The sequence below is a fragment of the Pseudomonas putida genome (assembly GCF_022627325.1).
Classification (GTDB): Bacteria; Pseudomonadota; Gammaproteobacteria; order Pseudomonadales; family Pseudomonadaceae; genus Aquipseudomonas; species Aquipseudomonas putida_X.
On sequence record NZ_JAETZZ010000001.1, the window covers coordinates 317,174 to 343,591 of the forward strand.

26 protein-coding genes are annotated in these 26,418 nt (G+C 63.4%); 19 read left to right on the top strand and 7 right to left on the bottom strand.

What is annotated here, in order from left to right:
• Positions 1 to 2 precede the first annotated feature (2 nt).
• Positions 3 to 1,460 carry a hypothetical protein gene (locus JNA92_RS01400; RefSeq protein WP_241803011.1) on the top strand — a complete coding sequence of 486 codons (1,458 nt, stop codon included), beginning with the start codon at positions 3 to 5 and terminating at the stop codon, positions 1,458 to 1,460.
• On the opposite strand, the gene JNA92_RS01405 is transcribed toward JNA92_RS01400, so the two are convergent.
• The 4 genes from JNA92_RS01405 to JNA92_RS01420 all read right to left on the bottom strand — a co-directional run bounded on the left by JNA92_RS01405 (position 1,431) and on the right by JNA92_RS01420 (position 5,930).
• Positions 1,431 to 2,180: a fimbrial biogenesis chaperone gene (locus JNA92_RS01405; protein WP_241803012.1), complete on the bottom strand. Its 750-nt coding sequence runs from the start codon at positions 2,178 to 2,180 to the stop codon at positions 1,431 to 1,433. The two genes, JNA92_RS01400 and JNA92_RS01405, sit on opposite strands and share 30 nt — an antisense overlap.
• Before the next feature lie 65 nt (positions 2,181 to 2,245).
• On the bottom strand, positions 2,246 to 2,782 hold the full coding sequence (locus JNA92_RS01410; RefSeq protein WP_241803013.1) for a fimbrial protein: 537 nt from the start codon (positions 2,780 to 2,782) through the stop codon (positions 2,246 to 2,248).
• Positions 2,783 to 2,955: 173 nt separating this feature from the next.
• Positions 2,956 to 3,360 carry a PA2817 family protein gene (locus tag JNA92_RS01415; RefSeq protein WP_241803014.1) on the bottom strand — a complete coding sequence of 135 codons (405 nt, stop codon included), beginning with the start codon at positions 3,358 to 3,360 and terminating at the stop codon, positions 2,956 to 2,958.
• 122 nt (positions 3,361 to 3,482) lie between these two features.
• Positions 3,483 to 5,930, bottom strand: a complete 2,448-nt coding sequence (locus JNA92_RS01420) for an acyl-CoA dehydrogenase (RefSeq protein WP_241803015.1) — start codon at positions 5,928 to 5,930, stop codon at positions 3,483 to 3,485.
• A 190-nt stretch (positions 5,931 to 6,120) separates the two neighbouring features.
• Here JNA92_RS01420 and JNA92_RS01425 point away from each other — a divergent pair, with 190 nt between their 5' ends.
• From JNA92_RS01425 to JNA92_RS01435, 3 genes are all read left to right on the top strand, one after another.
• Positions 6,121 to 6,744, top strand: coding sequence for a glutathione S-transferase (locus tag JNA92_RS01425; protein WP_241803016.1), 624 nt, complete (start codon positions 6,121 to 6,123; stop codon positions 6,742 to 6,744).
• A gap of 132 nt (positions 6,745 to 6,876) precedes the next feature.
• Positions 6,877 to 7,809: an ABC transporter ATP-binding protein gene (locus tag JNA92_RS01430; RefSeq protein ID WP_241803017.1), complete on the top strand. Its 933-nt coding sequence runs from the start codon at positions 6,877 to 6,879 to the stop codon at positions 7,807 to 7,809.
• Positions 7,806 to 8,585: an ABC transporter permease gene (locus tag JNA92_RS01435; RefSeq protein ID WP_241803018.1), complete on the top strand. Its 780-nt coding sequence runs from the start codon at positions 7,806 to 7,808 to the stop codon at positions 8,583 to 8,585. The genes JNA92_RS01430 and JNA92_RS01435 overlap by 4 nt, the downstream gene beginning before the upstream one ends.
• Here the strand turns inward: JNA92_RS01435 and JNA92_RS01440 are convergent.
• Entirely contained in the window at positions 8,469 to 9,095 is a 627-nt protein-coding gene (locus JNA92_RS01440) for a DUF2062 domain-containing protein (protein ID WP_241803019.1), read from the bottom strand. The genes JNA92_RS01435 and JNA92_RS01440 overlap by 117 nt on opposite strands.
• Positions 9,096 to 9,237: 142 nt before the next feature.
• Between JNA92_RS01440 and JNA92_RS01445 the strand changes: the two genes are divergently transcribed.
• The 8 genes from JNA92_RS01445 to murB all read left to right on the top strand — a co-directional run bounded on the left by JNA92_RS01445 (position 9,238) and on the right by murB (position 16,084).
• Positions 9,238 to 11,469, top strand: a complete 2,232-nt coding sequence (locus tag JNA92_RS01445; RefSeq protein WP_241803020.1) for a DNA internalization-related competence protein ComEC/Rec2 — start codon at positions 9,238 to 9,240, stop codon at positions 11,467 to 11,469.
• 68 nt (positions 11,470 to 11,537) lie between these two features.
• A complete protein-coding gene (locus JNA92_RS01450; protein WP_241803021.1) occupies positions 11,538 to 12,173 on the top strand; it encodes a MotA/TolQ/ExbB proton channel family protein in 636 nt (211 codons plus the stop codon).
• Positions 12,170 to 12,604, top strand: coding sequence for an ExbD/TolR family protein (locus JNA92_RS01455; protein WP_241803022.1), 435 nt, complete (start codon positions 12,170 to 12,172; stop codon positions 12,602 to 12,604). Before JNA92_RS01450 ends, JNA92_RS01455 begins: the two co-directional genes overlap by 4 nt.
• A complete protein-coding gene (gene lpxK / locus JNA92_RS01460; protein WP_241803023.1) occupies positions 12,604 to 13,614 on the top strand; it encodes a tetraacyldisaccharide 4'-kinase in 1,011 nt (336 codons plus the stop codon). Before JNA92_RS01455 ends, lpxK begins: the two co-directional genes overlap by 1 nt.
• A gap of 43 nt (positions 13,615 to 13,657) precedes the next feature.
• Positions 13,658 to 13,843, top strand: coding sequence for a Trm112 family protein (locus tag JNA92_RS01465; protein ID WP_003247142.1), 186 nt, complete (start codon positions 13,658 to 13,660; stop codon positions 13,841 to 13,843).
• On the top strand, positions 13,840 to 14,604 hold the full coding sequence (gene kdsB / locus JNA92_RS01470; protein ID WP_241803024.1) for a 3-deoxy-manno-octulosonate cytidylyltransferase: 765 nt from the start codon (positions 13,840 to 13,842) through the stop codon (positions 14,602 to 14,604). The genes JNA92_RS01465 and kdsB overlap by 4 nt, the downstream gene beginning before the upstream one ends.
• Positions 14,604 to 15,068, top strand: a complete 465-nt coding sequence (locus JNA92_RS01475) for a low molecular weight protein-tyrosine-phosphatase (protein WP_241803025.1) — start codon at positions 14,604 to 14,606, stop codon at positions 15,066 to 15,068. The genes kdsB and JNA92_RS01475 overlap by 1 nt, the downstream gene beginning before the upstream one ends.
• Positions 15,065 to 16,084, top strand: coding sequence for a UDP-N-acetylmuramate dehydrogenase (murB, locus tag JNA92_RS01480; protein ID WP_241803026.1), 1,020 nt, complete (start codon positions 15,065 to 15,067; stop codon positions 16,082 to 16,084). Before JNA92_RS01475 ends, murB begins: the two co-directional genes overlap by 4 nt.
• A gap of 81 nt (positions 16,085 to 16,165) precedes the next feature.
• Here the strand turns inward: murB and rne are convergent, their stop codons facing one another.
• A complete protein-coding gene (gene rne / locus JNA92_RS01485) occupies positions 16,166 to 19,432 on the bottom strand; it encodes a ribonuclease E (RefSeq protein WP_241803027.1) in 3,267 nt (1,088 codons plus the stop codon).
• A gap of 811 nt (positions 19,433 to 20,243) precedes the next feature.
• Between rne and rluC the strand changes: the two genes are divergently transcribed.
• From rluC to JNA92_RS01500, 3 genes are read left to right on the top strand one after another with little or no spacing between them, the layout of a single operon-like run.
• Entirely contained in the window at positions 20,244 to 21,200 is a 957-nt protein-coding gene (gene rluC, locus JNA92_RS01490) for a 23S rRNA pseudouridine(955/2504/2580) synthase RluC (RefSeq protein WP_042111265.1), read from the top strand.
• Positions 21,201 to 21,203: 3 nt separating this feature from the next.
• Positions 21,204 to 21,884 carry an HAD family hydrolase gene (locus tag JNA92_RS01495; RefSeq protein ID WP_241803028.1) on the top strand — a complete coding sequence of 227 codons (681 nt, stop codon included), beginning with the start codon at positions 21,204 to 21,206 and terminating at the stop codon, positions 21,882 to 21,884.
• Between the two features lie 2 nt (positions 21,885 to 21,886).
• Complete coding sequence (locus tag JNA92_RS01500) at positions 21,887 to 22,912, top strand: S49 family peptidase (protein WP_241803029.1); 1,026 nt, start codon at positions 21,887 to 21,889, stop codon at positions 22,910 to 22,912.
• Between the two features lie 23 nt (positions 22,913 to 22,935).
• Here the strand turns inward: JNA92_RS01500 and JNA92_RS01505 are convergent, their stop codons facing one another.
• Positions 22,936 to 23,514 carry a Maf family protein gene (locus JNA92_RS01505; RefSeq protein ID WP_241803030.1) on the bottom strand — a complete coding sequence of 193 codons (579 nt, stop codon included), beginning with the start codon at positions 23,512 to 23,514 and terminating at the stop codon, positions 22,936 to 22,938.
• 96 nt (positions 23,515 to 23,610) lie between these two features.
• Here JNA92_RS01505 and JNA92_RS01510 point away from each other — a divergent pair, with 96 nt between their 5' ends.
• The 4 genes from JNA92_RS01510 (at position 23,611) to fabD (ending at position 26,414) form a co-directional block, all read left to right on the top strand.
• Positions 23,611 to 24,138, top strand: a complete 528-nt coding sequence (locus tag JNA92_RS01510) for a YceD family protein (RefSeq protein ID WP_012313431.1) — start codon at positions 23,611 to 23,613, stop codon at positions 24,136 to 24,138.
• Between the two features lie 13 nt (positions 24,139 to 24,151).
• Positions 24,152 to 24,334, top strand: coding sequence for a 50S ribosomal protein L32 (rpmF, locus tag JNA92_RS01515; protein WP_010223221.1), 183 nt, complete (start codon positions 24,152 to 24,154; stop codon positions 24,332 to 24,334).
• 3 nt (positions 24,335 to 24,337) lie between these two features.
• On the top strand, positions 24,338 to 25,348 hold the full coding sequence (plsX, locus tag JNA92_RS01520) for a phosphate acyltransferase PlsX (protein ID WP_277817987.1): 1,011 nt from the start codon (positions 24,338 to 24,340) through the stop codon (positions 25,346 to 25,348).
• A gap of 127 nt (positions 25,349 to 25,475) precedes the next feature.
• A complete protein-coding gene (gene fabD, locus JNA92_RS01525) occupies positions 25,476 to 26,414 on the top strand; it encodes an ACP S-malonyltransferase (RefSeq protein WP_241803031.1) in 939 nt (312 codons plus the stop codon).
• Positions 26,415 to 26,418: the final 4 nt, after the last annotated feature.

Below are 26,418 nucleotides of genomic sequence, written 5' to 3' on the forward strand. Positions count from 1 at the left end.
ACATGCCAGCCAAGCACTCCGATCAGCTGTCAGGCAACCTGCCGATGCCCAGCGCGCCTGACATGCTGCCGAACCTGCCAGGGGGGCAGCCCAACCTCCTGAGCGTTGACTCATTGCGCACTCCGTTGCGCATCGATGTGCCCAAGTGGCCAGGGTCAGTGCCGTCGCCGCGCGATCCCGAGACGCTGACGTTGCTGTGGAACGGTGTCGAAGTGAATCAGAAAATCATCGAGAAACCGTTCGAGGACGGGGAGGATCTGTTTCTCGAGGTGCCCGTGGCGCATCTTCATGAAGGTGATGTGGCGGTGACCTACCATGTAGTGTTCTACAACCGGAACGAAGACAGTTCTGCCCCCCTGACCTTGACCATCGACAAAACCCCACCAGCGCTGGCACCTCAGGATGCCCTGGTGTTCCCCGACCTGGCCGGCCCTGAGGTGACAGAGGCCTACCTGAAAGCCCATGATGACCGGCTGGTGGCCCATGTTCCTTTGTACGATCAGCCATACGCTGGCGATACATTGATCTGGTACTGGGACACCCTAGCATTTGAGCCGGATGAGGTGGAACGCCGCGAGGTCCGTGCCGATGAGGTCGGCGGGCCATTGCTCATCGAGTTCTCCGGGGCGCTCATTCGCGAAAGAGGCGACGGGGTGCGTTATGCCTGGTATCAGGTGCTGGATCGTGCAGGCAACCCCAGCAGCGAGGCCCGCCGGGCCACCTTGACTGTCAAAGCTCAGCCTTTGCCGCGCGAGTATGAATGGCCGGAGATCCCGGATGCGCTAGGTACAGGGCAACGTGTCGAGCTCAAGCTTGACGAGCTTGGTGCCTCTATCGCTGTCAAGTTGCCTGAATCCGCGCAGATTGGCCCAGATGAGCCATTCGCATTGCAGTGGGGGGAGCCAGGGCTCAATGGCAGCCTCTGTATTCCCGGCCAGCGGGGCATCCGCTCATTCACGGTTCCAGCACGGCGGGTCGTCAACATGAGCGGTAAGGTCATACCGGTGTATTACGAGGTCGAGGTCGGCGAGGATGCGCCTCTGCAGTCCAGCCCGCGCAATCTGAATGTCATCCCGTTCCCGTCATCGTTTCTGCCCACACCGACTTTTGCTGGCTTGACAAGCGGCATATTCAGGTTCGGCGAAGACACGCCTGAACCCGACATCCGGATCGGGAGTTGGGCCAAGATGCATACCGACCAACGGGTGACCATCGAGGTGCACGGTGGGAATAAAAGCTGCGCGGTTCTCAATGCTCATGCCATCACGTCGCAAGAGGTGCAACTGGGCCTTGGCATGGCCGGGGAATACAAGGTACCGCGCGCGTTTTTTGACCAGCTGGCATCGGGTGTTCCGATAATTCTTATGGTTTGGCTCAGTTTTGATCAAGGGCAAAGCTGGCCTCAAACACCCACCTTCACGCAAGTGAGCTTAACGTTCCAGCGCGTCGACAGGCGTTAACGCCTGCGTTATTTCAGGGGTAGCGCCACCGAAGTCATTGATGGTGGTAAAAAGCAGGCTCGCCGGGCTGTTGACCTTGTGAGAGGCCACCGCGTAGCGCTGGCGCGACATGGGCGCCACCATTTCACGCGCTTCCAGGCGCTCGGTCTGGCCTGCGACCGTCAGTTCCAGGCGGCCAAAGGTGAAGTGAAACGCAGTCGGGTTGTCGACCACAACATAGGTAGTGCCCCGGTCGGTTTGCAGGCTCCACTTGAGGTCGGCCAGCTGCTGCTCGGGCTTGCCTGAGAGCGCTGCAGGTCGATAGAACAGCTTGATGCGGGTGCGCAGGGCAATGGTCAGGCTGTTTTGAGCCGCATCCTCATCGCTTTGTTGAGGGATTTCCTGGGCATTGAAGAAAAACAGCGACTCGCGATCCTCCGGTAGCTGATTGGGGAGGTTGTTGATCTGAACCGTCTGCTGGCTGCCTGGGTCGAGCCGGAAAAGGGCGGGCGACGCGACCAAGGGTACTGCGGTGGTGGTGTCGTCCTGCTCGGTGTTGACCCACGCCTGAACGGCGTAGGTGGACTTGCTGGGGTTGGCGACCACCACCGTGCTGCTCTGTTTGTTACTGGGCAGAACGATGCGAGTGGTACTGATGGTGAGTGCTGCCTGCGCGGCAGCGGGCGACAGGTACAGCGCGAGTGTGATGATTGCGGCGAGGCAGGGCTTGAGTGTGGGCATGGCGGTACTGTGAGCGATTCCGGGGGGGCAGGCGCGCGAAAACGCACCTGCGAAGTAGAGTGTGATCAGCGAATGTCGACCAAATAGTTGACACTGGTCCTGATGTGGCCTTCGGTCACGGAGTAGTCGGTCATTTGCAGGCGGGTGATGAAGTTCATGTCGGTGGGTACTGAATCGCTAAGGAGGTAGCCCTTCGATTCGGTGTTCGGCTCTACCGGAGCTCCGTCTTCATCATAGATGACGAGACTCAGACCACTGCTGTAGCCAACGCCGCTTTGCAAGCCGTACATCTGTCCCGATGGGTCGGTCCCATAATTGGGCTTATAGGTCACGTAACCTTGCTCGCCGGCGCCGATCGTACAGGTCATTGGATCGACCCGGAGCGCGAACTTGACCAGTCCTGTCTGGTCGCCGATGGCCTTGAAGTCGTCGGTTCTGAAATCGCCCAGGTGGATTTGTGGCAAGGACGGACCGCCTGGCGTGACCACGTCGATAGGGCACGTGCCGCCTGTTGAGACAGTGCCTTCGAAGTTGATGATGTTGCTGGCGAATGCTGTGTTGCCGATCAGACCCAGTGCCAGTGCGGCATAGATACGTTTCATCTGGTATTCCCTAGGATATGCTTTAGTAAGTCGTGCACAACGCCCGGCGAGCGGAGATGAACACGACAGGCTAAAGCTATGCGGGATCTCGAGCTGGATCTGTAGGATTTAGTCTCAATGCCGGGGTGCAATGGCTAAGCGAACAGCGTGTTTGTTACCGCTGCCGTCACCGCTCACTGGGCAGCGGCGGCCTGCGCCAGTGCCTGTTTTTGCGCGTGCCAGTCGAACGGCCTGCCGTCGCGCTCTGCTTCGTAGCGCTGCTCTTCCAGCTGCTGGTACAGGGCCAATTCTTCGTCCGGCATGAAGTGCAGGCAATCGCCAGCGAAGAACCAGAGCAGGTCACGCGGAACCAGGTGGGCAATTTGCGGGTAGCGCTGGATCACCTGGCAGATCAGGTCCTGGCCCAGGTACTGGCTCTCCAGCGGGTCTTGCGGCAGCAGGGCCAGCAATTCGTCGAAACGTTCAAGGAACAGGACGTGGCTTTCCTCCGGTACCTGGTCGGCCTCACCCAGGGCTACCAGTATCGTGCGCAGGTGGTTCAGCAGGTGCAGGTGATATTCCAGATGGGGGTTGGCCATGGGGGCGGTCCTCGGGGTGGTGAAAAACGGGGGCGGAGTATACGCCGGTTGGGGATAAGGTGGGGATGGTGATGGCTGTGCTGGCCTTATCGCCGGCCAGCCAGCCACCACGCGATCTAAGGTCAGCGTACCTTGCCGTGTTCCGGTAGCAACTGCTCCTTGCTGAACGCATCCACATCGATCACGTCCCGGCGTGCCTGTTCCGCCGCGTGCAGCCGTTGCCCTTCACCAGGCTGCAATATTCCCCTCTGGACGGCGGCATCGATCACTGACTCCCCAGGTGCCGGTTGTAGCTTGCCCTCCTTGATTGCCTGGCGCAGGGCCTTGTGCAGCGGCGCCGCTTCATCCAGCAGTTCGCAAGCCCGTTGCAGCGCTGCTACCGGATCACCGTCAGCTTGTGGCCGGAAGCAGCCGGCGAGCAGCTCTTCCAGGGCTGGGTCACCCTTGCTACGGCCTATCAATGCCGCCACCTCGGCATCCAGTTCATCGCTCGGCCCGGTATGGCGGCGGCCAAACGGGAACACCAGCACGCGCAACGCGCAACCGACAAAGCGGTTGGGGAAGTTGTCGAGCAGCCGGTCCAGTGCCTTCTCTGCCTGGCCCAGGCTTTCTTCCATGGCCCAGCGCAACAAGGGCTGCATATGCTCGGGCGAGCCCAGATCGTGGTAGCGCTTGAGCGCTGCGCTGGAAAGGTACAGGTAGCTGAGCACATCACCCAGTCTTGCGCTCAGGCGCTCGCGGCGTTTGAGTGCACCACCGAGCAACATCATTGAAAGGTCGGCCAGCAAAGCGAACGCTGCCGCCTGGCGGTTGAGGGCGCGGAAGCAACCCTGGCTCAGGGCATCGCCCGGTACGCTTTCCAGGCGCCCCAGCCCGAGGTTGTATACCAGGGTACTGGCGGCGTTGCCGGCGGCGAACATGATGTGCTTCATCAGCAAGTCGTCGAACTCGCGCAGCGCCTGATCATGGTCCTGGCGGCCGGCCAGGGCCATTTCCTTGAGCACGAAGGGGTGGCAGCGGATGGCGCCCTGGCCGAAGATCATCAGGTTACGCGAAAGGATATTGGCGCCTTCGACCGTGATGAAGATCGGCGCGCCTTGCCAGTTACGGCCCAGGTAGTTGTTCGGGCCCATGATGATGCCCTTGCCGCCGTGCACGTCCATGGCGTGCTGGATGCACTCGCGGCCGCGCTCAGTCAGGTGATACTTGAGGATCGCCGACAGCACCGACGGCTTCTCGCCCAAGTCCACGGCATTGGCCGTCAGCAGACGCGCGCTGTCCATCAGCCAGGCGTTGCCGCCGATGCGTGCCAGCGACTCTTGAATACCCTCGAATGCTGCCAGCGGTACGTTGAATTGCTCGCGAATGTTCGCGTACTGGCCGGTGACGAGGCTGGTGTACTTGGCGGCGCCCGTACCGACCGCCGGCAGGGAAATGGAGCGCCCCACCGACAGGCAGTTCATCAACATCATCCAGCCCTTGCCGAGCATGGCCTGGCCGCCGATCAGCATGTCCAGCGGCACGAACACGTCTTTGCCGCTGTTGGGGCCATTCATGAAGGCTGCACCTAGCGGCAGGTGGCGTTTGCCGATCTCCACCCCGGGTGTGTCGGTGGGGATCAGGGCCAGGCTGATGCCCAGCTCTTCCTCGTCGCCCAGCAGGTGGTCGGGGTCGTAGGCCTTGAAGGCCAGGCCCAGCAAGGTGGCCACAGGGCCCAGGGTAATGTAGCGCTTTTCCCAGTTCAGGCGCAGGCCCAGCACCTCTTCACCGTTCCACTGGCCCTTGCAGATGATGCCGGTGTCGGGCATGGCGCCAGCGTCGGAGCCGGCTAGCGGGCCGGTCAGGGCGAAGCAGGGAATCTCGTCGCCGCGAGCAAGCCGTGGCAGGTAGTGGTTGCGCTGTTCATCGGTGCCGTAGTGCAGCAGCAGTTCGGCCGGGCCCAGCGAGTTGGGTACCATTACCGTGGAGGCCAGGTCGCCGCTGCGGGTGGCCAGTTTCATCGCCACCTGGGAGTGGGCGTAGGCGGAGAAGCCCTTGCCGCCGTACTCCTTGGGGATGATCAAGGCGAAGAAGCCGTTCTGCTTGATGTGCTGCCAGGCCTCCGGTGGCAGGTCCAGGTCCTGGCCGATCTGCCAGTCGCTGACCATGGCGCACAGCTCTTCCGTGGGCCCATCGATGAATGCCTGCTCTTCGTCGGTCAGCTTCGGCGCCGGGTAGGCCAGCAGGGTGCGCCAGTCTGGGCGGCCGCTGAACAGTTCGCCGTCCCACCAGACCGTGCCGGCATCGATGGCTTCGCGCTCGGTTTGCGACATGGGCGGCAAGGTGCGCTGGAACCAGCGGAACACCGGGCCGCTGAACACCTTGCGCCGCCATTCGGGCAGCACCACCAGCGCGACCTTGAGCGCGAGCACCACCCAGATCAGCGCCAGCAGCCAGCCGGGCGCACTGCTGAAAATGCCCATCAGCAGCACATAGGCCGCCATGATGCCGAGAATCTGCAAGGGCGCCAGGCGCCGGTGCGTGAGGTATGCCGCGCCGATCACCAGCACTACCAACCACAACAGCAACATAATCGGTCCTCCTTGGAACCAGGGGCTTGAGCCGTCCCAGACAGCTTAGACGCAATGCTGTGAACGGCAGGGTCAGAACAGTGACAGGGTGTGGCGGTGGGAGTTTCAGTTCATTGCGTGCCAGCGCCGGTACAGGTAACGAAGGTCTGGAGTAGACTGTGCCCCCTTTGCATCTCATAAGGACGTTGCCATGCTGAAGATCTGGGGCCGCAAGAATTCGAGCAATGTGCGCAAGGCGCTGTGGATCGCCCACGAACTGGGCCTGGATTTCCAGTCCATCGACGCCGGCGGCGCCTTCGGTGTGGTCGACGAGCCGCACTACCGCGCCCTCAACCCCAATGGCCTGGTGCCCATGCTCGAGGATGGCGACCTGGTGCTGTGGGAATCCAACACCATCGTCCGTTACCTGTGTGCCGAATATGGCGCCGAACAAGGCTGGTACCTGAACGACCCGCGCCAGCGCGCCCTGGCCGACAAATGGATGGACTGGACCACGTCGTCGTTGGCCACCCCGTTCCGTCCGCTGTTCTGGGGCCTGCTGCGCACGCCGGAAGACCAGCGCGACTGGGTGGCGATCAATGCCGCGCAAAAACAGTGCGCGCAATTGTTGTCGATCGCCGATCAAACCCTGGCGCACCAGCCGTACCTCTCAGGTGACCAGATCGGCATGGGCGACATCCCACTGGGTTGTTTCGTCTATGCCTGGTTCGAAATGCCTATCGAGCGCCCGGCCATGCCCCATCTGCAAGCCTGGTATGAGCGCCTCAAGCAGCGCCCGGCTTATCAGGCGGCGGTAATGACGGCACTGACCTGAACCTGCTTCGATAGTCACTATCAATACATGTAACTGTACTTGTGCGGCCTGGCCTTGCACCATGGCCGCACTCACTGCGCCAGTGAATTGCCCTGGCGTGTCCTGACCTTTTCACTCGGTACGTGACCCGCTATGAGTTCTGCCCTGTCCATCCGACAGTTGACCAAAACCTACGGTAACGGCTTCCAGGCCCTTAAAGGGATCGACCTGGACGTCGCCGAAGGTGACTTCTTCGCCTTGCTCGGCCCCAACGGCGCCGGCAAATCCACCACCATCGGCATCCTCTCGACCCTGGTCAACAAGACCACTGGCACGGTGAACGTGTTCGGCCACGACCTGGATCGTGAGCCTGCTGCGCTCAAGCGCTGCCTGGGGGTGGTGCCGCAGGAGTTCAACTTCAACCAGTTCGAGAAGACCTTCGATATCGTGGTCACCCAGGCCGGCTATTACGGTATCCCGCCAAAACTGGCCAAAGAGCGCGCTGAACAGTACCTGACCCAGCTGGGGTTGTGGGACAAGCGCGATGTCCAGTCGCGCTCGTTGTCCGGCGGCATGAAGCGCCGGCTGATGATCGCCCGGGCGTTGATCCACGAGCCACGCCTGCTGATCCTCGATGAACCGACCGCAGGGGTGGACATCGAGCTGCGCCGGTCGATGTGGAGCTTCCTCACCGAGCTCAACCAGAAGGGCATCACCATCATCCTGACCACCCACTACCTGGAAGAAGCCGAACAGCTGTGCCGTAACATCGGCATCATCGACCACGGCACCATCGTCGAGAACACCAGCATGCGCCAGTTGCTGGGCAAGCTGCATGTGGAGACCTTCGTGCTCGACATCAAGCAGGACCTTGCCAGCGCGCCAGTGCTGCAAGGCTATCCGTGCCGGCTGCTGACCCCGCACAGCCTTGAGGTGCAAGTGGAAAAGGACCTTGGCATCACCGCGCTGTTCGCCCAGCTGGCGCTGCAGAACATCGAGGTGCAGAGCCTGCGCAACAAGACCAACCGACTCGAGGAGCTGTTTGTGTCACTGGTGGAAAAGAACCTGTCGAAGGTGGCCGTATGAGTGTGGAACTGCGCACCAACTGGGTCGCCCTGAACACCATCGTCTACCGCGAAGTGCGGCGCTTCCTGCGTATCTGGCCGCAAACCTTGCTGCCCCCGGCCATTACCATGGTGCTGTACTTCGTCATCTTCGGTAACCTGATTGGCCGGCAGATCGGCGACATGGGCGGTTTCACCTACATGCAGTACATCGTGCCGGGGCTGATCATGATGTCGGTGATCACCAACTCCTACGGCAACGTGGTGTCGAGCTTCTTCGGCAGCAAGTTCCAGCGCTCGATCGAAGAACTGATGGTGTCGCCGGTGTCGCCGCACACGATTCTCGTCGGCTATGTGCTGGGTGGCGTGCTGCGCGGGCTGGCGGTCGGGGTGATCGTGACCCTCCTGTCGATGTTCTTTACCGACCTGCAGGTGCACCACTTGGGTGTGACCGTGGTCGTGGTGTTGCTGACGGCCACCATCTTCTCGCTGCTGGGCTTCGTCAACGCCGTGTTCGCACGCAACTTCGACGACATCTCGATCATCCCGACCTTCGTGTTGACGCCGCTGACCTACCTGGGCGGGGTGTTCTATTCGATCAACCTGCTGCCGCCGTTCTGGCAGACCGTGTCGCTGGCCAACCCGGTGCTGCACATGGTCAACTCGTTCCGCTACGGCATCCTAGGGGTGTCGGATATCAGCATTGGTACGGCGATCACCTTCATGCTGGTCGCCACCGCGGTGCTCTATGCACTGTGCGTGCGCCTGCTGGTCAGCGGCCGCGGCATGCGCGCCTGAGGCCCTGTGCTTGCGCCGGCGCCATTGCCGGCCAATCCACCAGCGCCAGTACAGCAGGGTGGTGAACCAGGCGCCGATGCCCAGCACCACACCGCACACCACCGAGCCCAGCAGGAACGGCTGCCATAGCGTTGCCAGCTGGTCGGTGATCCATTCGAAGGTGAGGTCGTCGGGCAGGCTGCGCGGCGGTGTGCCCAGCAACCAGGCGCCGGTCATGTAGGTGACGAAAAATACCGGTGGCATGGTCAGGGGGTTGGTCAGCCATACCAGGCTGACGGCGATCGGCAGGTTGCCACGCACCGGGATCGCCAGCGCTGCGGCCAGCAGCATCTGCATGGGGACGGGAATCAACGCCGCGAACAGGCCCACGCCCATGGCCCTGGCCACCGAATGGCGGTTCAGGTGCCAAAGATTCGGGTCATGCAGCAACTTGCCGAAAAAGCGTAAGGACTTGTGTTCCCGAATGCTGGTCGGATCCGGCATGTAGCGTTTGAAAAGGCGGCGCGGCATGTAGGCTCCCCGAGCGGTCATCACGCAAGTATGCCTTGATTCCATCTCAGCCTCGTTCAGAGTTTGTGACAATTGTTGAGCGAGCCTCGGCGTCTTTTCGTCTATGCCTGAGTGGGTCATTCGGTTTCCGGAGCTCTAACTCATGCGCACAGGGATGTTTGCGCTGGCGCTCGGGCTGTTGTGCCTGGGTATTGTTCCCCAATTGCCATCGGTCGGGTGGCTGTGGCTGCTGCTCGGTGGCGGCCTGCTTTGCCTGTGCACACGCCTTTGGCCGCTGGGTTGCTTTGCGCTGGGGCTGTGCTGGGCTTGCTGGTCGGCGCAGCAGGCACTGGATGATCGCCTGGCCCCAGGCCTGGATGGCCGTACGCTGTGGCTGGAGGGCCGGGTGGTCGGCTTGCCGACGCACACGGCGCGTGGGGTGCGCTTTGAGCTGGAGCAACCGCGCTCGCGCCGCGCTGCGTTGCCCCAGCGCCTGCAATTGCATTGGTTCGATGGCCCACCGCTGCGTGCTGGCGAGCGCTGGCGCCTGGCCGCTGCCCTGCAGCGCCCGGCCGGGCTGCTCAACCCGCATGGTCCGGACCGGGAGGCACAGTTGTTGGCCAGGCGCATCGGCGCCACTGGCACGGTCAAGGCCGGCCATGTGCTGGATGCCGCGCAGCCGGGCTGGCGAGACGCTCTGCGCCAGCGCTTGTTGAGTGTCGCTGCCCATGGCCGGGAAGCTGCCCTCGTCGCGCTGGTGCTCGGTGATGGCGCCGGCTTGGCCCGCGAGGACTGGCAAGCGCTGCAGGCCACGGGCACGGTCCACCTGTTGGTGATTTCGGGGCAGCACATCGGCCTGGTCGCCGGCTTGCTTTACGCCCTGGTCGCCGGCCTGGCGCGCCGTGGCCTGTGGCCTGCGGCTCTACCTTGGTTGCCGTGTGCATCTGGCCTGGCCCTGGGCGCGGCGCTGGCCTATGGCTGGCTGGCCGGTGCGGGAGTGCCGGTGCAGCGCGCCTGCCTGATGCTGGCCGTGGTCTTGCTCTGGCGCCTGCGCTTTCGCCATCTTGGGGCGCTGTTCCCTTTGCTGCTGGCGCTCATCGGGGTACTGCTGGCCGAGCCCCTGGCCCCGCTGTTGCCTGGGTTCTGGCTGTCGTTCGCGGCAGTGGCGACCCTGGTCTACTGCTTCAGTTCGCGTCTTGGCAGGTGGCGGCCCTGGCAAGGGTGGACCCGCGCCCAGTGGGTGATCGCCATCGGCCTGCTGCCGGTATTGATCGCCACCGGTTTGCCGGTCAGCCTGAGTGCGCCATTGGCCAACTTGCTGGCAGTGCCCTGGATCAGCCTGGCGGTATTGCCTTTGGCGCTGCTTGGGACCTTGCTGCTGCCGTTGGTAGGGGTAGGTGAAGGCCTGTTGTGGCTGGCAGGTGGGCTCTTGGACGTGTTGTTCCGGTTGCTGGCGTGGGTAGCGGACTGGCGCCCGGCATGGCTACCGCCTGCGTTGCCGACCTGGGCCTGGCTGATGGTCTGCCTGGGGGCGTTGCTGGTGCTGCTGCCGTCCGGCGTGCCCCTGCGCAGCCTGGGCGGGACCCTGCTGCTGGCGTTGTGGGTGCCCAGGGAAGCTGTGCCCCCTGGGCAGGTGGAAGTCTGGCAGTTGGATGTCGGGCAGGGCTTGGCGGTCTTGCTGCGCACGCAACATCACAGCCTGCTCTACGACGCCGGGCCTGCGCGGGGCGATAGTGATCTGGGTGAGCGGGTGGTGTTGCCGACTTTGCACAAGCTGGGCGTCAAGCGCCTGGACATCATGCTCGTCAGCCATGCCCATGCCGACCATGCCGGTGGCGCACCGGCCGTGTACCGAGGGTTGCCGGTGGTGCGTGCGCTGGGCGGCGAAGCGCTGGAGAGCCTTGCCCTGCAGCCGTGTACCCGTGGTGAGCAGTGGGAATGGGATGGGGTGCGCTTTTCGCTGTGGCATTGGGCCCAAGGGCAGAGCAGCAACGACCGCTCGTGCGTGCTGCTGGTCGAGGCGCAGGGAGAGCGGCTGCTATTGGCCGGCGATATGGAGGCGGGGGCCGAGCGCGCATGGTTGGCGGACCACGCCGCGCCACGTATCGATTGGCTGCAGTCGCCGCACCATGGCAGCCGCAGTTCCTCGACCGAGGCATTCATCCGCGCCACGGCGCCGCGCGGGGTGCTGATCTCGCGCGGGCGTAACAACGGTTTCGGGCATCCGCATGTGCAGGTGCTCGAGCGATATCGGCGGCATGGGCTGGCCATTCACGATACGGCGGTGGAGGGGGCGTTGCGGTTGGTGTTGGGAAGCCGTGGCGAAGTGGAGAGCGTACGGGGGCAACGACGCTTTTGGCGCAGTAGGGGTGCATACCCCCACGCAATTCCCTGACCTTCGGCAGATGAGCCCCCGGCGCGCCTATGTTAGAGTGGCGGCCTTTTTCCGAGGGGGCGTTTACTGTGTGGGAATTGGTCAAGTCCGGTGGTTGGATGATGCTGCCGATCATTCTGAGCTCCATCGCTGCCATGGCTATCGTCGTCGAGCGCCTGTGGACCCTGCGCGCCAGCCGCGTTACCCCGCCACACCTGCTGGGCCAGGTATGGATGTGGATCAAGGACAAGCAACTCACCAGTGACAAGCTCAAGGCCCTGCGCGCCGATTCGCCGCTGGGTGAGATCCTCGCTGCGGGCCTGGCCAACTCGCGCCATGGCCGCGAAATCATGAAAGAGTGCATCGAGGAGTCGGCCTCGCGGGTCATCCACGAACTGGAGCGCTACATCAGCACGCTCGGTACCATCGCCGCGATGGCCCCGCTGCTTGGCCTGCTCGGTACCGTACTGGGCATGATCGATATCTTCAGCGCCTTCATGGGGACGCAGATGACCGCCAATGCGGCCGTGCTGGCCAGTGGTATTTCCAAGGCGCTGGTCACTACGGCGGCTGGCCTGATGGTCGGCATCCCGGCCGTGTTCTTCCACCGTTTCCTGCTGCGCCGCATCGACGAACTGGTGGTGGGCATGGAGCAGGAGGCAATCAAGCTGGTGGAGGTCATCCAGGGCGACCGTGAAGTCGAAGTGGCCGGAGGCAAGGCGTGAAGTTCCGGCGCAATCGCCAGCGGGAGAACGTCGACATCAACCTGGCGTCGTTGATCGACGTGGTGTTCGTCCTGCTGCTGTTCTTCGTGGTCACCACCACCTTCACCCGTGAGACCCAGCTGCGTGTGGAGCTGCCTGAGGCCGTCAGCGCCGAACAGCCAGCCGCAGACCCGGAAAAGCTGGTGGAGGTCACCATCAGTGCCGATGGCGTGTATTCGGTGAACAACCACCTGTTGCCCAAGAGCGACCTGGCCACCCTGACCGAGGCGATCCAGCGCGAGTCGGGCGGTGACAACACGCTGCCGCTGGCCATCAGCGCCGACGGCAAGACCCCGCACCAGGCCGTGATCACTGCGATGGATGCCGCCGGCAAGCTCGGTTTCAGCCACCTGCGCATGACCACCGTCGAGGCTGCCCAGGGGACACCTTGATGGCGCTCGCCGACCGTCTGCTAGCCGCCTGGTACGCCGGGCATCCGGCCCTTGCCCTGCTGCGCCCGCTCGAGGCGCTTTACCGGCGGGTGGTGACGCGCAAGCGCGCGCGGTTTCTCAGTGGCGAAAGCGCCAGCTACCGCGCCCCGGTGCCGGTCATCGTAGTGGGCAACATCACCGTTGGCGGCACCGGCAAGACGCCGATGATCCTCTGGTTGATCGAGCACTGCCGGCGCCAGGGGCTGAGGGTGGGGGTGGTCAGCCGCGGCTACGGTGCAACACCGCCTCGGTTGCCCTGGCGTGTCGAAGCCTCGCAGCGTGCCGAGCAGGCCGGCGATGAGCCTTTGCTGATCGTTCAGCGCACGGGTGTGCCGCTGATGATCGACCCCGACCGCTCCCGCGCCGTGCAGGCATTGCTGGCCAGCGAGCCGTTGGACCTGATCCTGTGCGACGACGGTATGCAGCACTATCGCCTGGCGCGCGACCTGGAGCTGGTGCTGATCGATGCTGCGCGTGGCCTGGGCAATGGTCGCTGCCTGCCGGCCGGCCCCCTGCGCGAGCCTGCCGCGCGCCTGCAAGAGGCCGATGCGGTGCTGTTCAATGGCGCCACTGCCGACCGCCCGGAGGGCTTCGCTTTTCGTCTGCAACCCAGTGCGTTGGTCAACCTGCGCAGTGGAGAGCGCCGCGCGCTCGACTTCTTTCCTCCTGGCCAGCGCCTGCATGCGGTGGCCGGTATCGGCAACCCGCAACGTTTCTTCAACACCCTGCTGGGGCTAAACTGGCAGCCGGTGCCGCATCCGTTCGCCGACCACGCCCAGTTCAGCGCGCAAAACCTGGCTTTCAGCCCGTCGCTGCCATTGGTGATGACCGAGAAGGACGCGGTGAAGTGCCGGGCCTTCGCTGCCGATGACTGGTGGTACCTGGCCGTGGAGGCGCTGCCTACGCCGGCTTTCTGCGACTGGTTCGACAGCCAGCTGCAACGCTTGCTGCCAGGGCCGCGAACGCCCTGAGCCCCTTTTCAATTTCCGGCCATCTGGCCTCAAGGAAGCTTCCATGGACACCAAATTGCTCGACATCCTGGCCTGCCCGATCACCAAGGGGCCGCTCAAGCTCAGCGCTGACAAGACCGAGCTGATCAGCAAGGGCGCTGGCCTGGCCTACCCGATCCGCGATGGCATCCCGGTGATGCTGGAAAGCGAGGCGCGCACCCTGACCGACGACGAGCGTCTGGACAAATGAGCCTGAACTTCACCGTGGTCATTCCCGCCCGGCTGCGCTCGACGCGCCTGCCGGGCAAGCCGTTGCTGCTGATCGCCGGCAAGCCGATGGTTCAGCACGTCTGGGAGCAGGCGCGCAAGAGCGGTGCCGGCCGTGTGGTCATCGCCACCGACGACGCCAGTATCGTCGAGGCCTGCCAGGCCTTTGGCGCTGAAGTACTGATGACCCGCGCCGACCATGAGTCGGGTACCGACCGCCTGGCTGAAGTGGCTGCGCAGCTTGGCCTGCCTGCCGACGCCATCGTGGTCAACGTCCAGGGGGATGAGCCGCTCATCCCGCCGGTGATCATCGACCAGGTCGCAGCCAACCTGGCGGCGCATCCGGAGGCAGGTATTGCCACCCTGGCCGAGCCGATCCATGACCCCGAAACCGTGTTCAACCCCAATGCGGTCAAGGTGGTCAGCGACAAGAACGGCCTGGCCTTGAGCTTCAGCCGTGCGCCGCTGCCGTGGGCACGTGACGTTTTCGCCAATGACCGCAACCAACTGCCGCAAGGTGTGCCTTACCGCCGCCATATCGGCATGTACGCCTACCGCGTCGGTTTCCTTCAGGACTTCGTCAGCTGGGGGCCGTGCTGGCTCGAGCAGACCGAGGCGCTCGAGCAGCTGCGTGCCCTCTGGCATGGCGTGCGTATCCACGTGGCCGATGCCATCGAGGCGCCAGCAGTGGGTGTCGATACTGCACACGACCTCGAGCGCGTACGGCGCTTGCTGGAGGCCTGATGCGCGTCCTGTTCGTTTGCCTGGGCAATATCTGCCGGTCGCCCACCGCCGAAGGTGTGCTGCGCCATCAGTTGCAGGCCGCGGGCCTGGCTGGGCAGGTGCAGGTGGCGTCCGCCGGGACCGGTGACTGGCACGTGGGCAAGGGGCCTGACCGCCGCACCTGCAAGGCCGCACTGGCGCGGGGCTATGACCTGTCGCAACAGCGTGCCCAGCAGGTCAAGGCTGAGCACTTTGCCGAGTACGACCTGATTCTGGCCATGGACGAAAGCAACCTGCGCCACCTGCGCGCCATGCGTGCCCCCAATGCGATTGGCGAGCTTGACCTGTTCCTGCGCCGCTATGGGGCGGCTGTGGATGAAGTGCCGGACCCTTACTACGGCGGCGCAGAGGGGTTCGAGCAGGTGCTGGACCTGATCGAGGCGGCCTGCCGTGAGCTGGTTGTCGAAATCAAGGGGCGGTTATGACGGCGCACTGGCAGGAGCAGGTTTCGCTCAAGCCTTACAACACCTTCGGCATCGATGTGAAAGCCCGGTACTTCGCCCAGGTACAGAGCGACGACGAGGTGCGCGAGGCCCTGGCGCAAGCGCGCCAGCGAGGGCTTGCGGTGATGGTGATCGGCGGCGGCAGCAACCTGCTGCTGACCCGTGATGTCGACGCGCTGGTACTGCACATGGCCAGTCGTGGCCGCCACGTCCTCGGCGATGATGCAGGGCGTGTGCTGGTCGAGGCCGAGGCGGGCGAGCCGTGGCACCCGTTCGTGCAATGGTCGTTGCAGCAAGGCTTTTGTGGCCTTGAAAACCTCAGCCTTATCCCGGGCACGGTAGGGGCTGCGCCGATGCAGAATGTGGGCGCCTACGGCGTGGAAATCAAGGATGTGTTCGCCGGGTTGACGGCACTGGACCGGCACACAGGCGAGCTGCGTGACTTCGGGCTTGAGGAATGTGCTTTTGGTTACCGCGACAGCCTGTTCAAGCGTAACCCTGGGCGGTGGTTGATCCTGCGGGTGCGCTTTGCCTTGAGCCATCGGCTGCAGGCCCATCTGGATTACGGCCCGGTACGGCAGCGCCTGGCCGAGCAGGGCGTGCAGGCGCCGACGGCGCAGGCCATCAGCGACGCTATTTGCAGCATTCGCCGCGAGAAACTGCCCGATCCGGCTGAGCTGGGCAATGCCGGCAGTTTTTTCAAGAACCCGGTGGTTGCCGTCGAACAGCTGGCGCGGATCCGCGCTGAGTTTCCAGGTGTGGTGGCTTATCCCCAGGCTGACGGGCAGGTCAAGCTGGCGGCAGGCTGGTTGATCGAGCAGGCCGGCTGGAAGGGGTATCGAGATGGCGATGCCGGTGTGCACCGTTTGCAGTCGCTGGTGCTGGTCAATTATGGCCAGGCAAGCGGAGCGCAGTTGCATGGCCTGGCGCAACGCATTCAGGCGGATATCCTGGCGCGGTTCGGGGTTGCGCTGGAAATGGAGCCCAACCTGTACTGAGCCCGGTGCAGGCACCCCAAGCGGCCAAGAAAAAGCCCCGCCAGTTCACACTGGCGGGGCTTTTTCATTCAGCCGTGGCTATCAACCGTGATGAGGTTTGTGCTCATCGGCGGTTTCCAGCGCTGGCGTACCTGCAGCGGCCGCTTCCTGTGCAGCCTTGGCAGCCGCTTCGGCCTCGCGCTTGCGACGACGCACTTCACGTGGGTCGTTAGGGGCGCGGCCGTTAGGCAGCATCACGGTGGCCGCTTCGGGCACTGCCGGGGTTTCCACCGGTGCAGGCTCGGCCACCACAGGCGCTGCTTCGACTACGGTTGCTGCCGGCTCGACAGCCACTTCTGGCTGGGTTTGGGCGACAACAGCAGGCAGCTCGGCAGCCGGCGCTTGTTCAACGGCGACTTGGGCCTTTTCGGCTTCACCCGCTTCGATCACGGGAGCTTCGACAGGTGCCTCTACAGGCGCCTCGGCAACCACTACCGGTTCGGCCGCAGGCGCTTGTTCGACTACCGGCTCAGGGGCAACTTCAACCACAGGCGCGGCGTTGGCTTCGACTGTAACGACCGGCTCGCTGAGCGGCTGCTCGACCACCGGTGCAATGGCGATCTCCTCGGCCTTGGCGACGGCTTCGACCTGCTCGGCCGGCTGAGCCGCTTCGCTGTTGTCGGTGGCCGCAGTTTCGGCGCTGGCGCGTTCAGCCTGCTGGTTGGCTTGCGCTTCGGCGCCAGCACTGATGTTGCTGCTGGCGACAGCGGCGGTGACGGCCAGGCCGGCAGCCAGTTCGGCACCCAGCTCGGTGGCCTGGTGCTGTTGTGGTTGCTCGTCGCTGCCTTCTTCATCGCTGCCTTCGATCAGCTCGCCATTGGCATTGCGCTGACGTTCACGACGGTTGCTGCGGCGACGCTGGCCGCGGGAGCGGCGGCGCGGACGCTCGTCATCGGAGCCTTCCTGCTCGTCCTGTTGCAGCTCTTCGTTCGGCAGTTGCTCATCGGCGAGCTCTGCAGCCTTCTCGGCAGCCTGCTCGGCTTCACGGGGCTGGCGCTCTTCGCGTGGAGGGCGTGGCTGACGTTCTTCACGCGGTGCACGCTCTTCACGCGGTGCACGTTCTTCACGTGGTGCACGCTCTTCACGCGGTGCACGTTCTTCACGTGGAGCGCGCTCTTCACGAGGGGCACGTTCTTCACGAGGGGCACGTTCTTCACGCGGTGCACGTTCTTCGCGAGGCGCACGCTCTTCACGTGGAGCGCGTTCTTCGCGCGGTGCACGCTCTTCACGTGGCTGGCGTTCTTCACGAGCGGCCGGTGTTGCATCCAGCGGCTCACGCAGTTCGCGTACGCGCTCTTCGCGGTTGCCGCGGCGGTCTTCGCGTGGCTGACGAGGGGCGCGTTCTTCGCGCGGTGCACGCTCTTCACGCGGTGCACGTTCTTCCCGCGGTGCGCGCTCCTCACGTGGTTGGCGCTCTTCACGCGGGGCACGCTCGGCGCGCTCTTCACGCGGTTTGCGCTCTTCGTCACGCCGGCCGTTGCGGTTGCGGCTCTGCTGGCGGCCGTTGCGACGCTCCTCGTTACGCTGAGTGCGCTCGGGGGCAGGCTTCTCGGTGGTGACCACCGGGGTGGCGGCAGGCTCTTCCTTGCCGGCGAACAGGCTGACCAGCGACTTCACCAGGCCTTTGAACAGGCTTGGCTCCGGTACGCTGGCTGCCGCGGCGGCCGGTGCGGCAGGCTGCTGCTCTTCGACAGTGCTCGGTACCGGCGCGTTGGCGCGCGCCGGTGCGGTCTTGACCGCTGCTTCCTGACGCACCAGGGTGCGCGTGGCGGTCGGCTGCGGTGCTTCTTCGGTTTCGGAGGCCGCGATTTCGTAGCTGGACTGGTTGTTCAGCACTTCCGGGTTGTCGTCGCGCAGGCGCTGGACTTCGAAGTGCGGGGTTTCCAGGTGGTCGTTCGGCAGAATGATGATGCGGGCACGGGTACGCAGTTCGATCTTGGTGATCGAGTTGCGCTTCTCGTTGAGCAGGAACGCGGCGACCGGGATCGGTACCTGGGCGCGTACTTCGGCAGTACGGTCCTTCAGGGCTTCTTCCTCGATCAGGCGCAGGATGGCCAGGGACAGCGATTCGACATCGCGGATGATGCCGGTGCCGGAGCAGCGCGGGCAGACGATGCCGCTGCTTTCGCCCAGCGACGGGCGCAGGCGCTGACGGGACATTTCCAGCAGGCCGAAGCGCGAGATGCGGCCGACCTGCACGCGAGCGCGGTCAGCCTCGAGGGCTTCGCGTACACGTTCTTCGACGGCGCGCTGGTTTTTCGCCGGCGTCATGTCGATGAAGTCGATCACGATCAGGCCGCCGATGTCGCGCAGGCGCAGCTGGCGGGCGATTTCTTCGGCCGCTTCCAGGTTGGTCTGCAGCGCGGTTTCCTCGATGTCGCTGCCCTTGGTGGCGCGCGCCGAGTTGATGTCGATGGAAACCAGTGCCTCGGTCGGGTCGATCACGATCGAGCCGCCAGAGGGCAGGTCGACGACGCGCTGGAAGGCGGTCTCGATCTGGCTTTCGATCTGGAAGCGGTTGAACAGCGGCACGCTGTCTTCGTACAGCTTGACCTTGCTGGCGTACTGCGGCATCACCTGGCGGATGAAGGTCAGGGCTTCTTCCTGGGCATCGATGCTGTCGATCAGCACTTCGCCGATGTCCTGGCGCAGGTAGTCGCGGATGGCGCGGATGATGACGTTGCTTTCCTGGTAGATCAGGAACGGTGCAGCGCGGTCCAGCGAGGCTTCCTTGATGGCGGTCCACAGCTGCAGCAGGTAGTCGAGGTCCCACTGCATTTCTTCGCTGCTGCGGCCAAGGCCCGCGGTGCGCACGATCAGGCCCATGTCGCCTGGCACGGTCAGGCCGTTGAGGGCTTCACGCAGTTCGTTGCGCTCTTCGCCTTCGATGCGGCGGGAGATGCCGCCGGCACGGGGGTTGTTGGGCATCAGGACCAGGTAGCGGCCTGCCAGGCTGATGAAGGTGGTCAGGGCGGCGCCTTTGTTGCCGCGCTCTTCCTTCTCGACCTGGACGATGACTTCCTGGCCTTCGCTCAGGACGTCCTTGATGTTGACGCGGCCTTCAGGGGCTTTCTTGAAGTACTCGCGGGAGATTTCCTTCAGCGGCAGGAAGCCGTGACGTTCGGAGCCGAAGTCGACGAAGGCGGCTTCGAGGCTGGGCTCGATCCGGGTGATCTTGCCTTTGTAGATGTTGGCCTTTTTCTGCTCACGCGCACCGGACTCGATGTCCAGGTCGTAGAGACGTTGGCCGTCCACCAGGGCTACACGCAACTCTTCGGGTTGAGTTGCGTTAATCAGCATTCTTTTCATGTTGTACCGTCGGTTTCCGGGCTGCCGGAAACGGCGTTCGGCACACACGACTTCTCATGGTCGGTGCCAAGGTGCGCAAAGGGTGGCCGGGCCACCCCCGTGTCGAGCAACGTTCGGCACCAGCCGGTTTCCCAGCCTGCCGTTGTCGCGACGACGCGTCCTGTTTGCTGCGGTGCCAAGAGGCCCCTGCGGTATCTGCAGAGATATCCGAATCGATATCCGAATCAACCCAGCAGGCCTCGTGCACTCAGTCAGGAGGAGGAATCAACCGTCAGCCGTGGACGCCCATGGGGCATCTGTTCAGGACCTTATCCGCTCGCCGGCCATGCATTGGGCCGGTGGCCGGACGCGGTGCTACACGGTCCGAGGGCTGTGCATCTCCACCCTGCACGTATCCCTGATAATTCGGGTGCTGCCGCGCGCTGAATCCGCAACGGGTTGCATTTTTCGCCAGCGCTATTTCCGCGCTGACGCCATTCATGTCCAAGGCAGGTATTTCCGAAGCATTCGCCGTGCGTTGCGTGCAAGCGTCGGGGCGGGCAGAGGTGCAGCGAAAAGAAGCGGGTAAGCAGGTGAAACACCGCACTTGTCGTTTTTTTTCGGTCTTCTCTACACAGCGCTGGTGGCGATTCCAGGCAATTCGGTAAACTGGCGAAAACCCCGTAGGACGGCCTCGCGTCCTGCAGAATTGCGTTGGTCAGGGACCGGCTAAGGGCCTGGTGCCGCTGGCCTACCGCTTTTGGCGGCGTTCGCGACTATAGCAGTAATGATTAAGTGCTTCAATTCCATAAAAAATTGTTATGATCCCTCGATGACGACCAATACCCCTCCGACTTCCGGCGTTCAGCTGATCGAAGTCGCGCCGGAGCTTGCCGGCCAACGTATCGACAATTTCCTCATCACCGCGCTCAAGGGCGTGCCCAGGACGCTGGTCTACCGCATCCTGCGCAAAGGCGAGGTCCGGGTCAACAAGGGCCGTGTCAAGCCTGAGTACAAGATCCAGGCCGGTGACATCGTCCGTGTACCGCCCGTGCGCCTGCCTGAGCGTGACGAGCCGGCCCCGGTTGCCCAGGGCCTGCTGCAGCGCCTGGAAGCCGCCATCGTCTACGAAGACAAGGCGCTGATCGTGATGAACAAGCCGGCCGGTATCGCCGTGCATGGGGGCAGTGGCCTGAGCTTTGGGGTGATCGAGGCGCTGCGCCAGCTGCGTCCGGATGCCAAGGAGCTGGAGCTTGTGCACCGCCTGGACCGCGACACCTCTGGCCTGCTGATGATCGCCAAGAAGCGCAGCATGCTGCGCCACCTGCATGCCGCATTGCGCGGTGATGGGGTCGACAAGCGCTACATGGCGCTGGTGCGTGGCCACTGGCCTACCTCGAAGAAGCAGGTCAATGCCCCGTTGCTCAAGAGCAACCTGCGTTCGGGCGAGCGTATGGTCGAGGTGAACGACGAGGGCAAAGAGGCGCTCACCCTGTTCCGTGTGCTTCGCCGTTTCGGCGAGTTCGCCACCATTGTCGAGGCTCGCCCTATCACCGGGCGTACCCATCAGATTCGCGTGCATACGCTGCACGCCGGCCACATGATCGCCGGTGACAGCAAGTATGGCGACGAGGACTTCAGCCGCGAGATTCGTGACCTGGGCGGCAAGCGCCTGTTCCTGCATGCCTATGCCCTCACCGTGCCGCTGCCTGATGGTGGCGAGCTCAAGCTCGAGGCGCCGGTGGACGAAGTCTGGGCGAAAACCGTGGAGCGTCTGGGGGCGTCCTGATTCATGAAGAAGTCTTACGAGTTGCTGATCTTCGACTGGGACGGCACCTTGGCCGACTCGATCGGGCGGATCGTTGAGTCGATGAATGCCGCTGCCGAGCGTGCCGGTGAGGCGCCAAGCCCGGAGGAGGCTGTCAAGGGCATCATCGGCCTGGCGCTTGGTGAGGCCATTTCCACCCTCTACCCGCACCTCGATCCTGTGCAGGTCGAAACCTTCCGTCAGCACTATGCCGACATTTATACGGCGCTTGATCAGCAGCCTTCGCCGTTGTTCGAGGGGGTGGTCGAGTCGCTGGAGGCCTTCCGGGCCGAGGGTTATCGCCTGGCGGTGGCCACTGGCAAGGCGCGCCGTGGTCTGGATCGGGTGCTCAGGGCCAATGGTTGGGAGCGGTTTTTCGACATCACGCGTGCTGCTGATGAGACTCGCGGCAAGCCCCATCCGCTGATGCTCGAGGAAATTCTAGGCCATTGCGGTGTCCAACCTGGGCAGGCGCTGATGGTCGGAGATTCGGCATTCGATCTGCTGATGGCGAAAAACGCGGGTATGCATTCGGCGGCCGTGGGCTATGGTGCCATGTCGCTGCAGGCTTTGGCCGAGTTCGGTCCGCAGGTGTGCATCGATCATTTTTCCCAGTTGCGCGAGTGGCTGGCAGGTTCTGCGCAAATCCAATTCCAAGGTAGGTGAGCATGGTTGACGAGTGGAAAGCACCGGGTTCCGAGACTGAAGAAGAGCGCCTTGCGCGCGAAGACCGTGAAGAGGATGAGCGCGTAGAGCGCAAGAGCTGGAAGCTGCTGGAAAAGACCGTGCTGGCCAGTGTCCAGGAGCAGCGCAGGGCGCGTCGCTGGGGGATCTTCTTCAAGCTGCTGACGTTCGTGTACCTCTTCGGTGTATTGGCCCTGTTCCTGCCTTGGACGGATATGGACAAGGCTGCCTCGCGCGGCACCAACCATACCGCGTTGGTGGAGGTGCGCGGCGTGATCGCGGATCAAGAGGCGGCCAGTGCCGACAACCTCGTCAAGAGCCTGCGCGAAGCCTTCAAGGACCCAAAGACCAAAGCCGTGATCATGCGGATCAACAGCCCGGGCGGTAGTCCGGTGCAGGCAGGTTATGTCTATGACGAGATCCGTCGCCTGCGCGGTGAGTATCCGGATATCAAGTTGTACGCTGTGATCGCCGACCTGGGTGCGTCCGGTGCCTACTACATCGCCAGTGCGGCGGATGAGATCTATGCCGACAAGGCCAGCCTGGTGGGTTCCATCGGTGTGACGGCGGCCGGTTACGGGTTTGTAGGTTCGATGGAGAAACTGGGCATCGAGCGGCGTACCTACACGGCCGGTGAGCACAAGGCGTTCCTGGACCCATTTTCGCCGGAAAAGCCTGAAGAGCGGGCGTTCTGGCAGGGTGTGCTGAACACTACTCACCAGCAGTTCATCGCCATGGTCAAACAGGGGCGTGGCGATCGCTTGAAAGACAAGGAGCACCCAGAGTTGTTCAGTGGCCTGGTGTGGTCGGGTGAGCAGGCCAAGGCGCTGGGGCTCGTCGACGGTCTGGGCAGTGCGAGCTATGTGGCCCGTGAGATCGTGGGTGAGAAAGAGTTGGTCGATTTCACGGTCGAGGAGTCGCCGTTCGATCGCTTCTCCAAGCGCCTCGGTGCCAGCGTCGCCGAGAAGTTAGCCCTGTACATGGGCTTCCAGGGGCCTGCTCTGCGCTGAGGGCAGGCCGGCCCCTGGCGGTCTCATGGTACTGCCACGCCTTCTTTGCTCAGCATGTCCACCAGCCGAATCAACGGTAGGCCGATCAGGCTGGTGGCATCGCTCCCGTGGGTGCTTTGGAACAGGCTCACGCCCAGCCCTTCTGCCTTGAAGCTGCCCGCACAATCCAGGGGCTGCTCGGCCGTCACGTAGCGCTCCACGCGCGCCCGATCCAATTCCCGCAGGGTCACGGTAAACGGTACGCAATCGACTTGGCATTGCCCTATGGCGGTGTTCAGCAGCGCCACCCCGGTCAGGAAGGTGACGTGCTGCCCGCTGGCCGCAAGCAGCTGTTCGCAGGCCCGCTCGAAACTGTGCGGCTTGCCCAGGATCTGCTCGCCGAGTACCGCAACCTGGTCAGAACCGATGATCAGGTGTTGCTGGTGGCTGCCGGCGAGTGCCTCGGCCTTCTGCCTGGCCAGGCGTCGCACCAGGTCCGTGGCAGGTTCGTCAGCGAGCGGCCGCTCGTCCAGGTCGGGGCTGGCCCACGTGAAGGGCAGGCCCAGGCGCGCGAGCAGTTCGCGCCGGTAAGGGGAGCTGGAAGCCAGCAACAAAGGCAGCATGGTAGACTCCTGATCAGTTGATCCCGATTCTAACATGCAACATGCCGCCGAATTTCCTTTGACAGGTGCAGGGGGCATCCCTAGAATGCTGCGCCTATGTTGAATGACCCGATTCCACCTCACGTTGACCCGCGCAAATTAGCCGATCGTGGCGTAACCCTTAACGGTTCGCTGCAACTCGCTGATTTGGAAAGACTCTGCGACCCGCTTTCCGACAATGTCGGTACGGTGCAGGCGAAGTTCGATTTTGAACGAGATGAACAGCACGTAGTGGTTATCCACAGCGAGCTGGATGTCGAAGTCAAAATGGTTTGCCAGCGTTGTCTTGAGCTGGTCACCCTGCCGATTCACAGCGAATGTACTTACGCTGTGGTGAAGGAGGGTGCGAATACCCAGTCGTTGCCGAAAGGCTATGACGTGCTGGAACTGGGCGAAGATCCTTTGGATCTGCAGGCCTTGATCGAGGAGGAGCTTCTGCTCGCCTTGCCCATCGTGCCTGCTCATCATCCGGAAGAATGCCAGCAGCCGGCGGGCGCAGACGAGCCCGAATCGAGCAAGGACGAGGTATCGCGGTCCAACCCGTTCAGTGTTTTGGCGCAGTTAAAGCGTGACCCAAACGTTTAGGAGTTAATCAATTATGGCTGTTCAGCAGAACAAAAAATCCCGCTCTGCCCGTGACATGCGCCGTTCGCACGACGCTCTGTCGGAAAACGCGCTGTCGGTAGAGAAAACCACCGGTGAAGTACACCTGCGTCACCACGTATCGCCAGAAGGCGTATACCGTGGTCGTAAAGTGATCGACAAGGGCGCTGACGAGTAATCCTTGTCTGCTCAGGTCATCGCGATCGACGCAATGGGCGGGGACTTCGGTCCCCGCAGCATTGTCCAGGCTAGCATTGCCTGCCTTTCGGCTACCCCCTCGCTGCACGTGACCCTCGTCGGTCAACCCTCCCTCCTAGAAGATCTTGTCACTGGCCTTGCGGCTGCGGATCGCGCGCGCCTGCAGATTGTCGCTGCCAGTGAGGTGATCGGTATGGACGAGCGGCCATCCCAGGCGTTGCGCGGCAAGCCGGATTCGTCGATGCGCATCGCCCTCGAACGGGTGCGTGATGGCAAGGCCCAGGCCTGCGTCAGTGCCGGCAATACTGGTGCGCTGATGGCGCTGTCGCGCATGGTGCTCAAGACGCTGCCGGGTATCGACCGGCCGGCCATGGTTGCGGCTATCCCGACCCAGGCCGGTTACTGTCAGCTGCTCGATCTGGGTGCCAACGTCGACTGCAGTGCCGAGAACCTCTACCAGTTCGCCGTAATGGGCTCGGTGGCCGCGCAGGCCTTGGGTGTGCAGCGCCCGCGCGTGGCACTGTTGAACATCGGCACCGAGGACATCAAGGGCAATCAGCAGGTCAAGCTGGCTGCCACGTTGTTGCAGAACGCCCGCGGCCTGAATTATGTCGGCTTCGTCGAGGGTGATGGCCTTTATCGTGGGGAGGCGGATGTGGTGGTATGCGACGGCTTTGTCGGCAATATCCTGCTCAAATCCAGCGAGGGCCTGGCGACGATGATCGCTGCGCGCATCGAAAAGCTGTTCAAGGGTGGCCCGTTGTCGCGTGTCGCCGGGGCCGTCGCGATGCCGCTGCTCAAGCGTCTGCAGGCCGACCTGGCGCCGGCGCGGCACAATGGGGCAAGTTTTCTGGGGCTGCAGGGTATCGTCATCAAGAGCCATGGCTCGGCTGGCGTGCAGGGCTTTCAAAGCGCCATCCAGCGTGCCTTGATCGAGATTCAGGAAAACCTGCCGCAGCGCCTGCACGGGCGCCTCGAAGACCTCTTGCCTTAGGCATTTCGCCGATGAAGTGCTTAAATGTGACCGCTTGGTCCGCGTTTCCATCCAAGTTTTCAGTTTCCGCGTCTAGCCTTTGGCTCGGCGCACCCTATCCGACGACAAGATCATAAGGGCTTGTTCAATGTCTGCATCCCTCGCATTCGTCTTCCCCGGTCAAGGTTCCCAGTCGCTGGGCATGCTCAAAGAACTGGGCGCCGAAAAGCCGGTGATCGTTGAGACTTTCAAGGAAGCCTCCGAGGCCCTGGGTTACGACCTGTGGGAACTGGTCCAGGAAGGCCCGGAAGAGCAACTCAACCAAACCGACAAGACCCAGCCGGCCATCCTCACGGCCTCCATCGCCCTGTGGCGCCTGTGGCTGGAGGAGGGTGGCGCGCAGCCGGCCTTCGTGTCGGGCCACAGCCTGGGCGAATACAGCGCTCTGGTCGCTGCTGGAAGCCTGTCGCTCAAAGATGCCGTCAGGCTGGTCAAGCGCCGTGGCGAACTGATGCAAGAAGCCGTGCCGGCCGGTCATGGCGCCATGGCCGCCATCCTTGGCCTGGCCGATGATGATGTGAAGGCCATTTGCGCCGAAGCCGCCGAAGATGAAGTGGTCAGCGCAGTCAACTTCAACTCGCCGGGCCAGGTCGTCATCGCCGGTAACGTCGCCGCGGTCAATCGCGCCATCGAGCTGTGCAAAGCCAAGGGCGCCAAGCGTGCCTTGCCGCTGCCGGTGAGCGTGCCATCGCACTGCGCCCTGATGAAGCCGGCTGCCGAGCGTTTCGCCGAGCACGTCAATGCCGTCGAATGGAAGGCGCCGCAGATTCCGGTAGTGCAGAACGTGACTGCCGCCGTCGCCGCCAACCTCGATACTCTCAAGCAGGACCTGTTGGCGCAGCTGTATCAGCCGGTTCGCTGGGTTGAATGCGTGCAAACCCTCGCCGCCAACGGTGCGGTCAACCTGGTCGAGTGTGGTCCGGGCAAGGTGCTGGCGGGCCTGAACAAGCGTTGCGCCGATGGTGTGACCACCTACAACCTCAACACCCCCGACGCCGTCGCCGCCACCCGTGCGGCATTGGCCTGAATTT

Bases quoted from the DNA above. Each gene is read 5' to 3' on its own strand.
- lpxK (WP_241803023.1), top strand. From the start codon at position 12,604: ATGGCGCTCGCCGACCGTCTGCTAGCCGCCTGGTACGCCGGGCATCCG.
- fabD (WP_241803031.1), top strand. From the start codon at position 25,476: ATGTCTGCATCCCTCGCATTCGTCTTCCCCGGTCAAGGTTCCCAGTCG.
- murB (WP_241803026.1), top strand. From the start codon at position 15,065: ATGACGGCGCACTGGCAGGAGCAGGTTTCGCTCAAGCCTTACAACACC.
- rne (WP_241803027.1), bottom strand. From the start codon at position 19,432: ATGAAAAGAATGCTGATTAACGCAACTCAACCCGAAGAGTTGCGTGTA.
- JNA92_RS01495 (WP_241803028.1), top strand. From the start codon at position 21,204: ATGAAGAAGTCTTACGAGTTGCTGATCTTCGACTGGGACGGCACCTTG.
- rpmF (WP_010223221.1), top strand. From the start codon at position 24,152: ATGGCTGTTCAGCAGAACAAAAAATCCCGCTCTGCCCGTGACATGCGC.
- JNA92_RS01410 (WP_241803013.1), bottom strand. From the start codon at position 2,782: ATGAAACGTATCTATGCCGCACTGGCACTGGGTCTGATCGGCAACACA.
- JNA92_RS01505 (WP_241803030.1), bottom strand. From the start codon at position 23,514: ATGCTGCCTTTGTTGCTGGCTTCCAGCTCCCCTTACCGGCGCGAACTG.
- JNA92_RS01445 (WP_241803020.1), top strand. From the start codon at position 9,238: ATGCGCACAGGGATGTTTGCGCTGGCGCTCGGGCTGTTGTGCCTGGGT.
- rluC (WP_042111265.1), top strand. From the start codon at position 20,244: ATGACGACCAATACCCCTCCGACTTCCGGCGTTCAGCTGATCGAAGTC.
- JNA92_RS01435 (WP_241803018.1), top strand. From the start codon at position 7,806: ATGAGTGTGGAACTGCGCACCAACTGGGTCGCCCTGAACACCATCGTC.
- JNA92_RS01415 (WP_241803014.1), bottom strand. From the start codon at position 3,360: ATGGCCAACCCCCATCTGGAATATCACCTGCACCTGCTGAACCACCTG.
- JNA92_RS01430 (WP_241803017.1), top strand. From the start codon at position 6,877: ATGAGTTCTGCCCTGTCCATCCGACAGTTGACCAAAACCTACGGTAAC.
- JNA92_RS01500 (WP_241803029.1), top strand. From the start codon at position 21,887: ATGGTTGACGAGTGGAAAGCACCGGGTTCCGAGACTGAAGAAGAGCGC.
- kdsB (WP_241803024.1), top strand. From the start codon at position 13,840: ATGAGCCTGAACTTCACCGTGGTCATTCCCGCCCGGCTGCGCTCGACG.
- JNA92_RS01440 (WP_241803019.1), bottom strand. From the start codon at position 9,095: ATGCCGCGCCGCCTTTTCAAACGCTACATGCCGGATCCGACCAGCATT.
- JNA92_RS01400 (WP_241803011.1), top strand. From the start codon at position 3: ATGCCAGCCAAGCACTCCGATCAGCTGTCAGGCAACCTGCCGATGCCC.
- JNA92_RS01510 (WP_012313431.1), top strand. From the start codon at position 23,611: ATGTTGAATGACCCGATTCCACCTCACGTTGACCCGCGCAAATTAGCC.
- JNA92_RS01405 (WP_241803012.1), bottom strand. From the start codon at position 2,180: ATGCCCACACTCAAGCCCTGCCTCGCCGCAATCATCACACTCGCGCTG.
- JNA92_RS01420 (WP_241803015.1), bottom strand. From the start codon at position 5,930: ATGTTGCTGTTGTGGTTGGTAGTGCTGGTGATCGGCGCGGCATACCTC.
- JNA92_RS01425 (WP_241803016.1), top strand. From the start codon at position 6,121: ATGCTGAAGATCTGGGGCCGCAAGAATTCGAGCAATGTGCGCAAGGCG.
- JNA92_RS01465 (WP_003247142.1), top strand. From the start codon at position 13,658: ATGGACACCAAATTGCTCGACATCCTGGCCTGCCCGATCACCAAGGGG.
- JNA92_RS01475 (WP_241803025.1), top strand. From the start codon at position 14,604: ATGCGCGTCCTGTTCGTTTGCCTGGGCAATATCTGCCGGTCGCCCACC.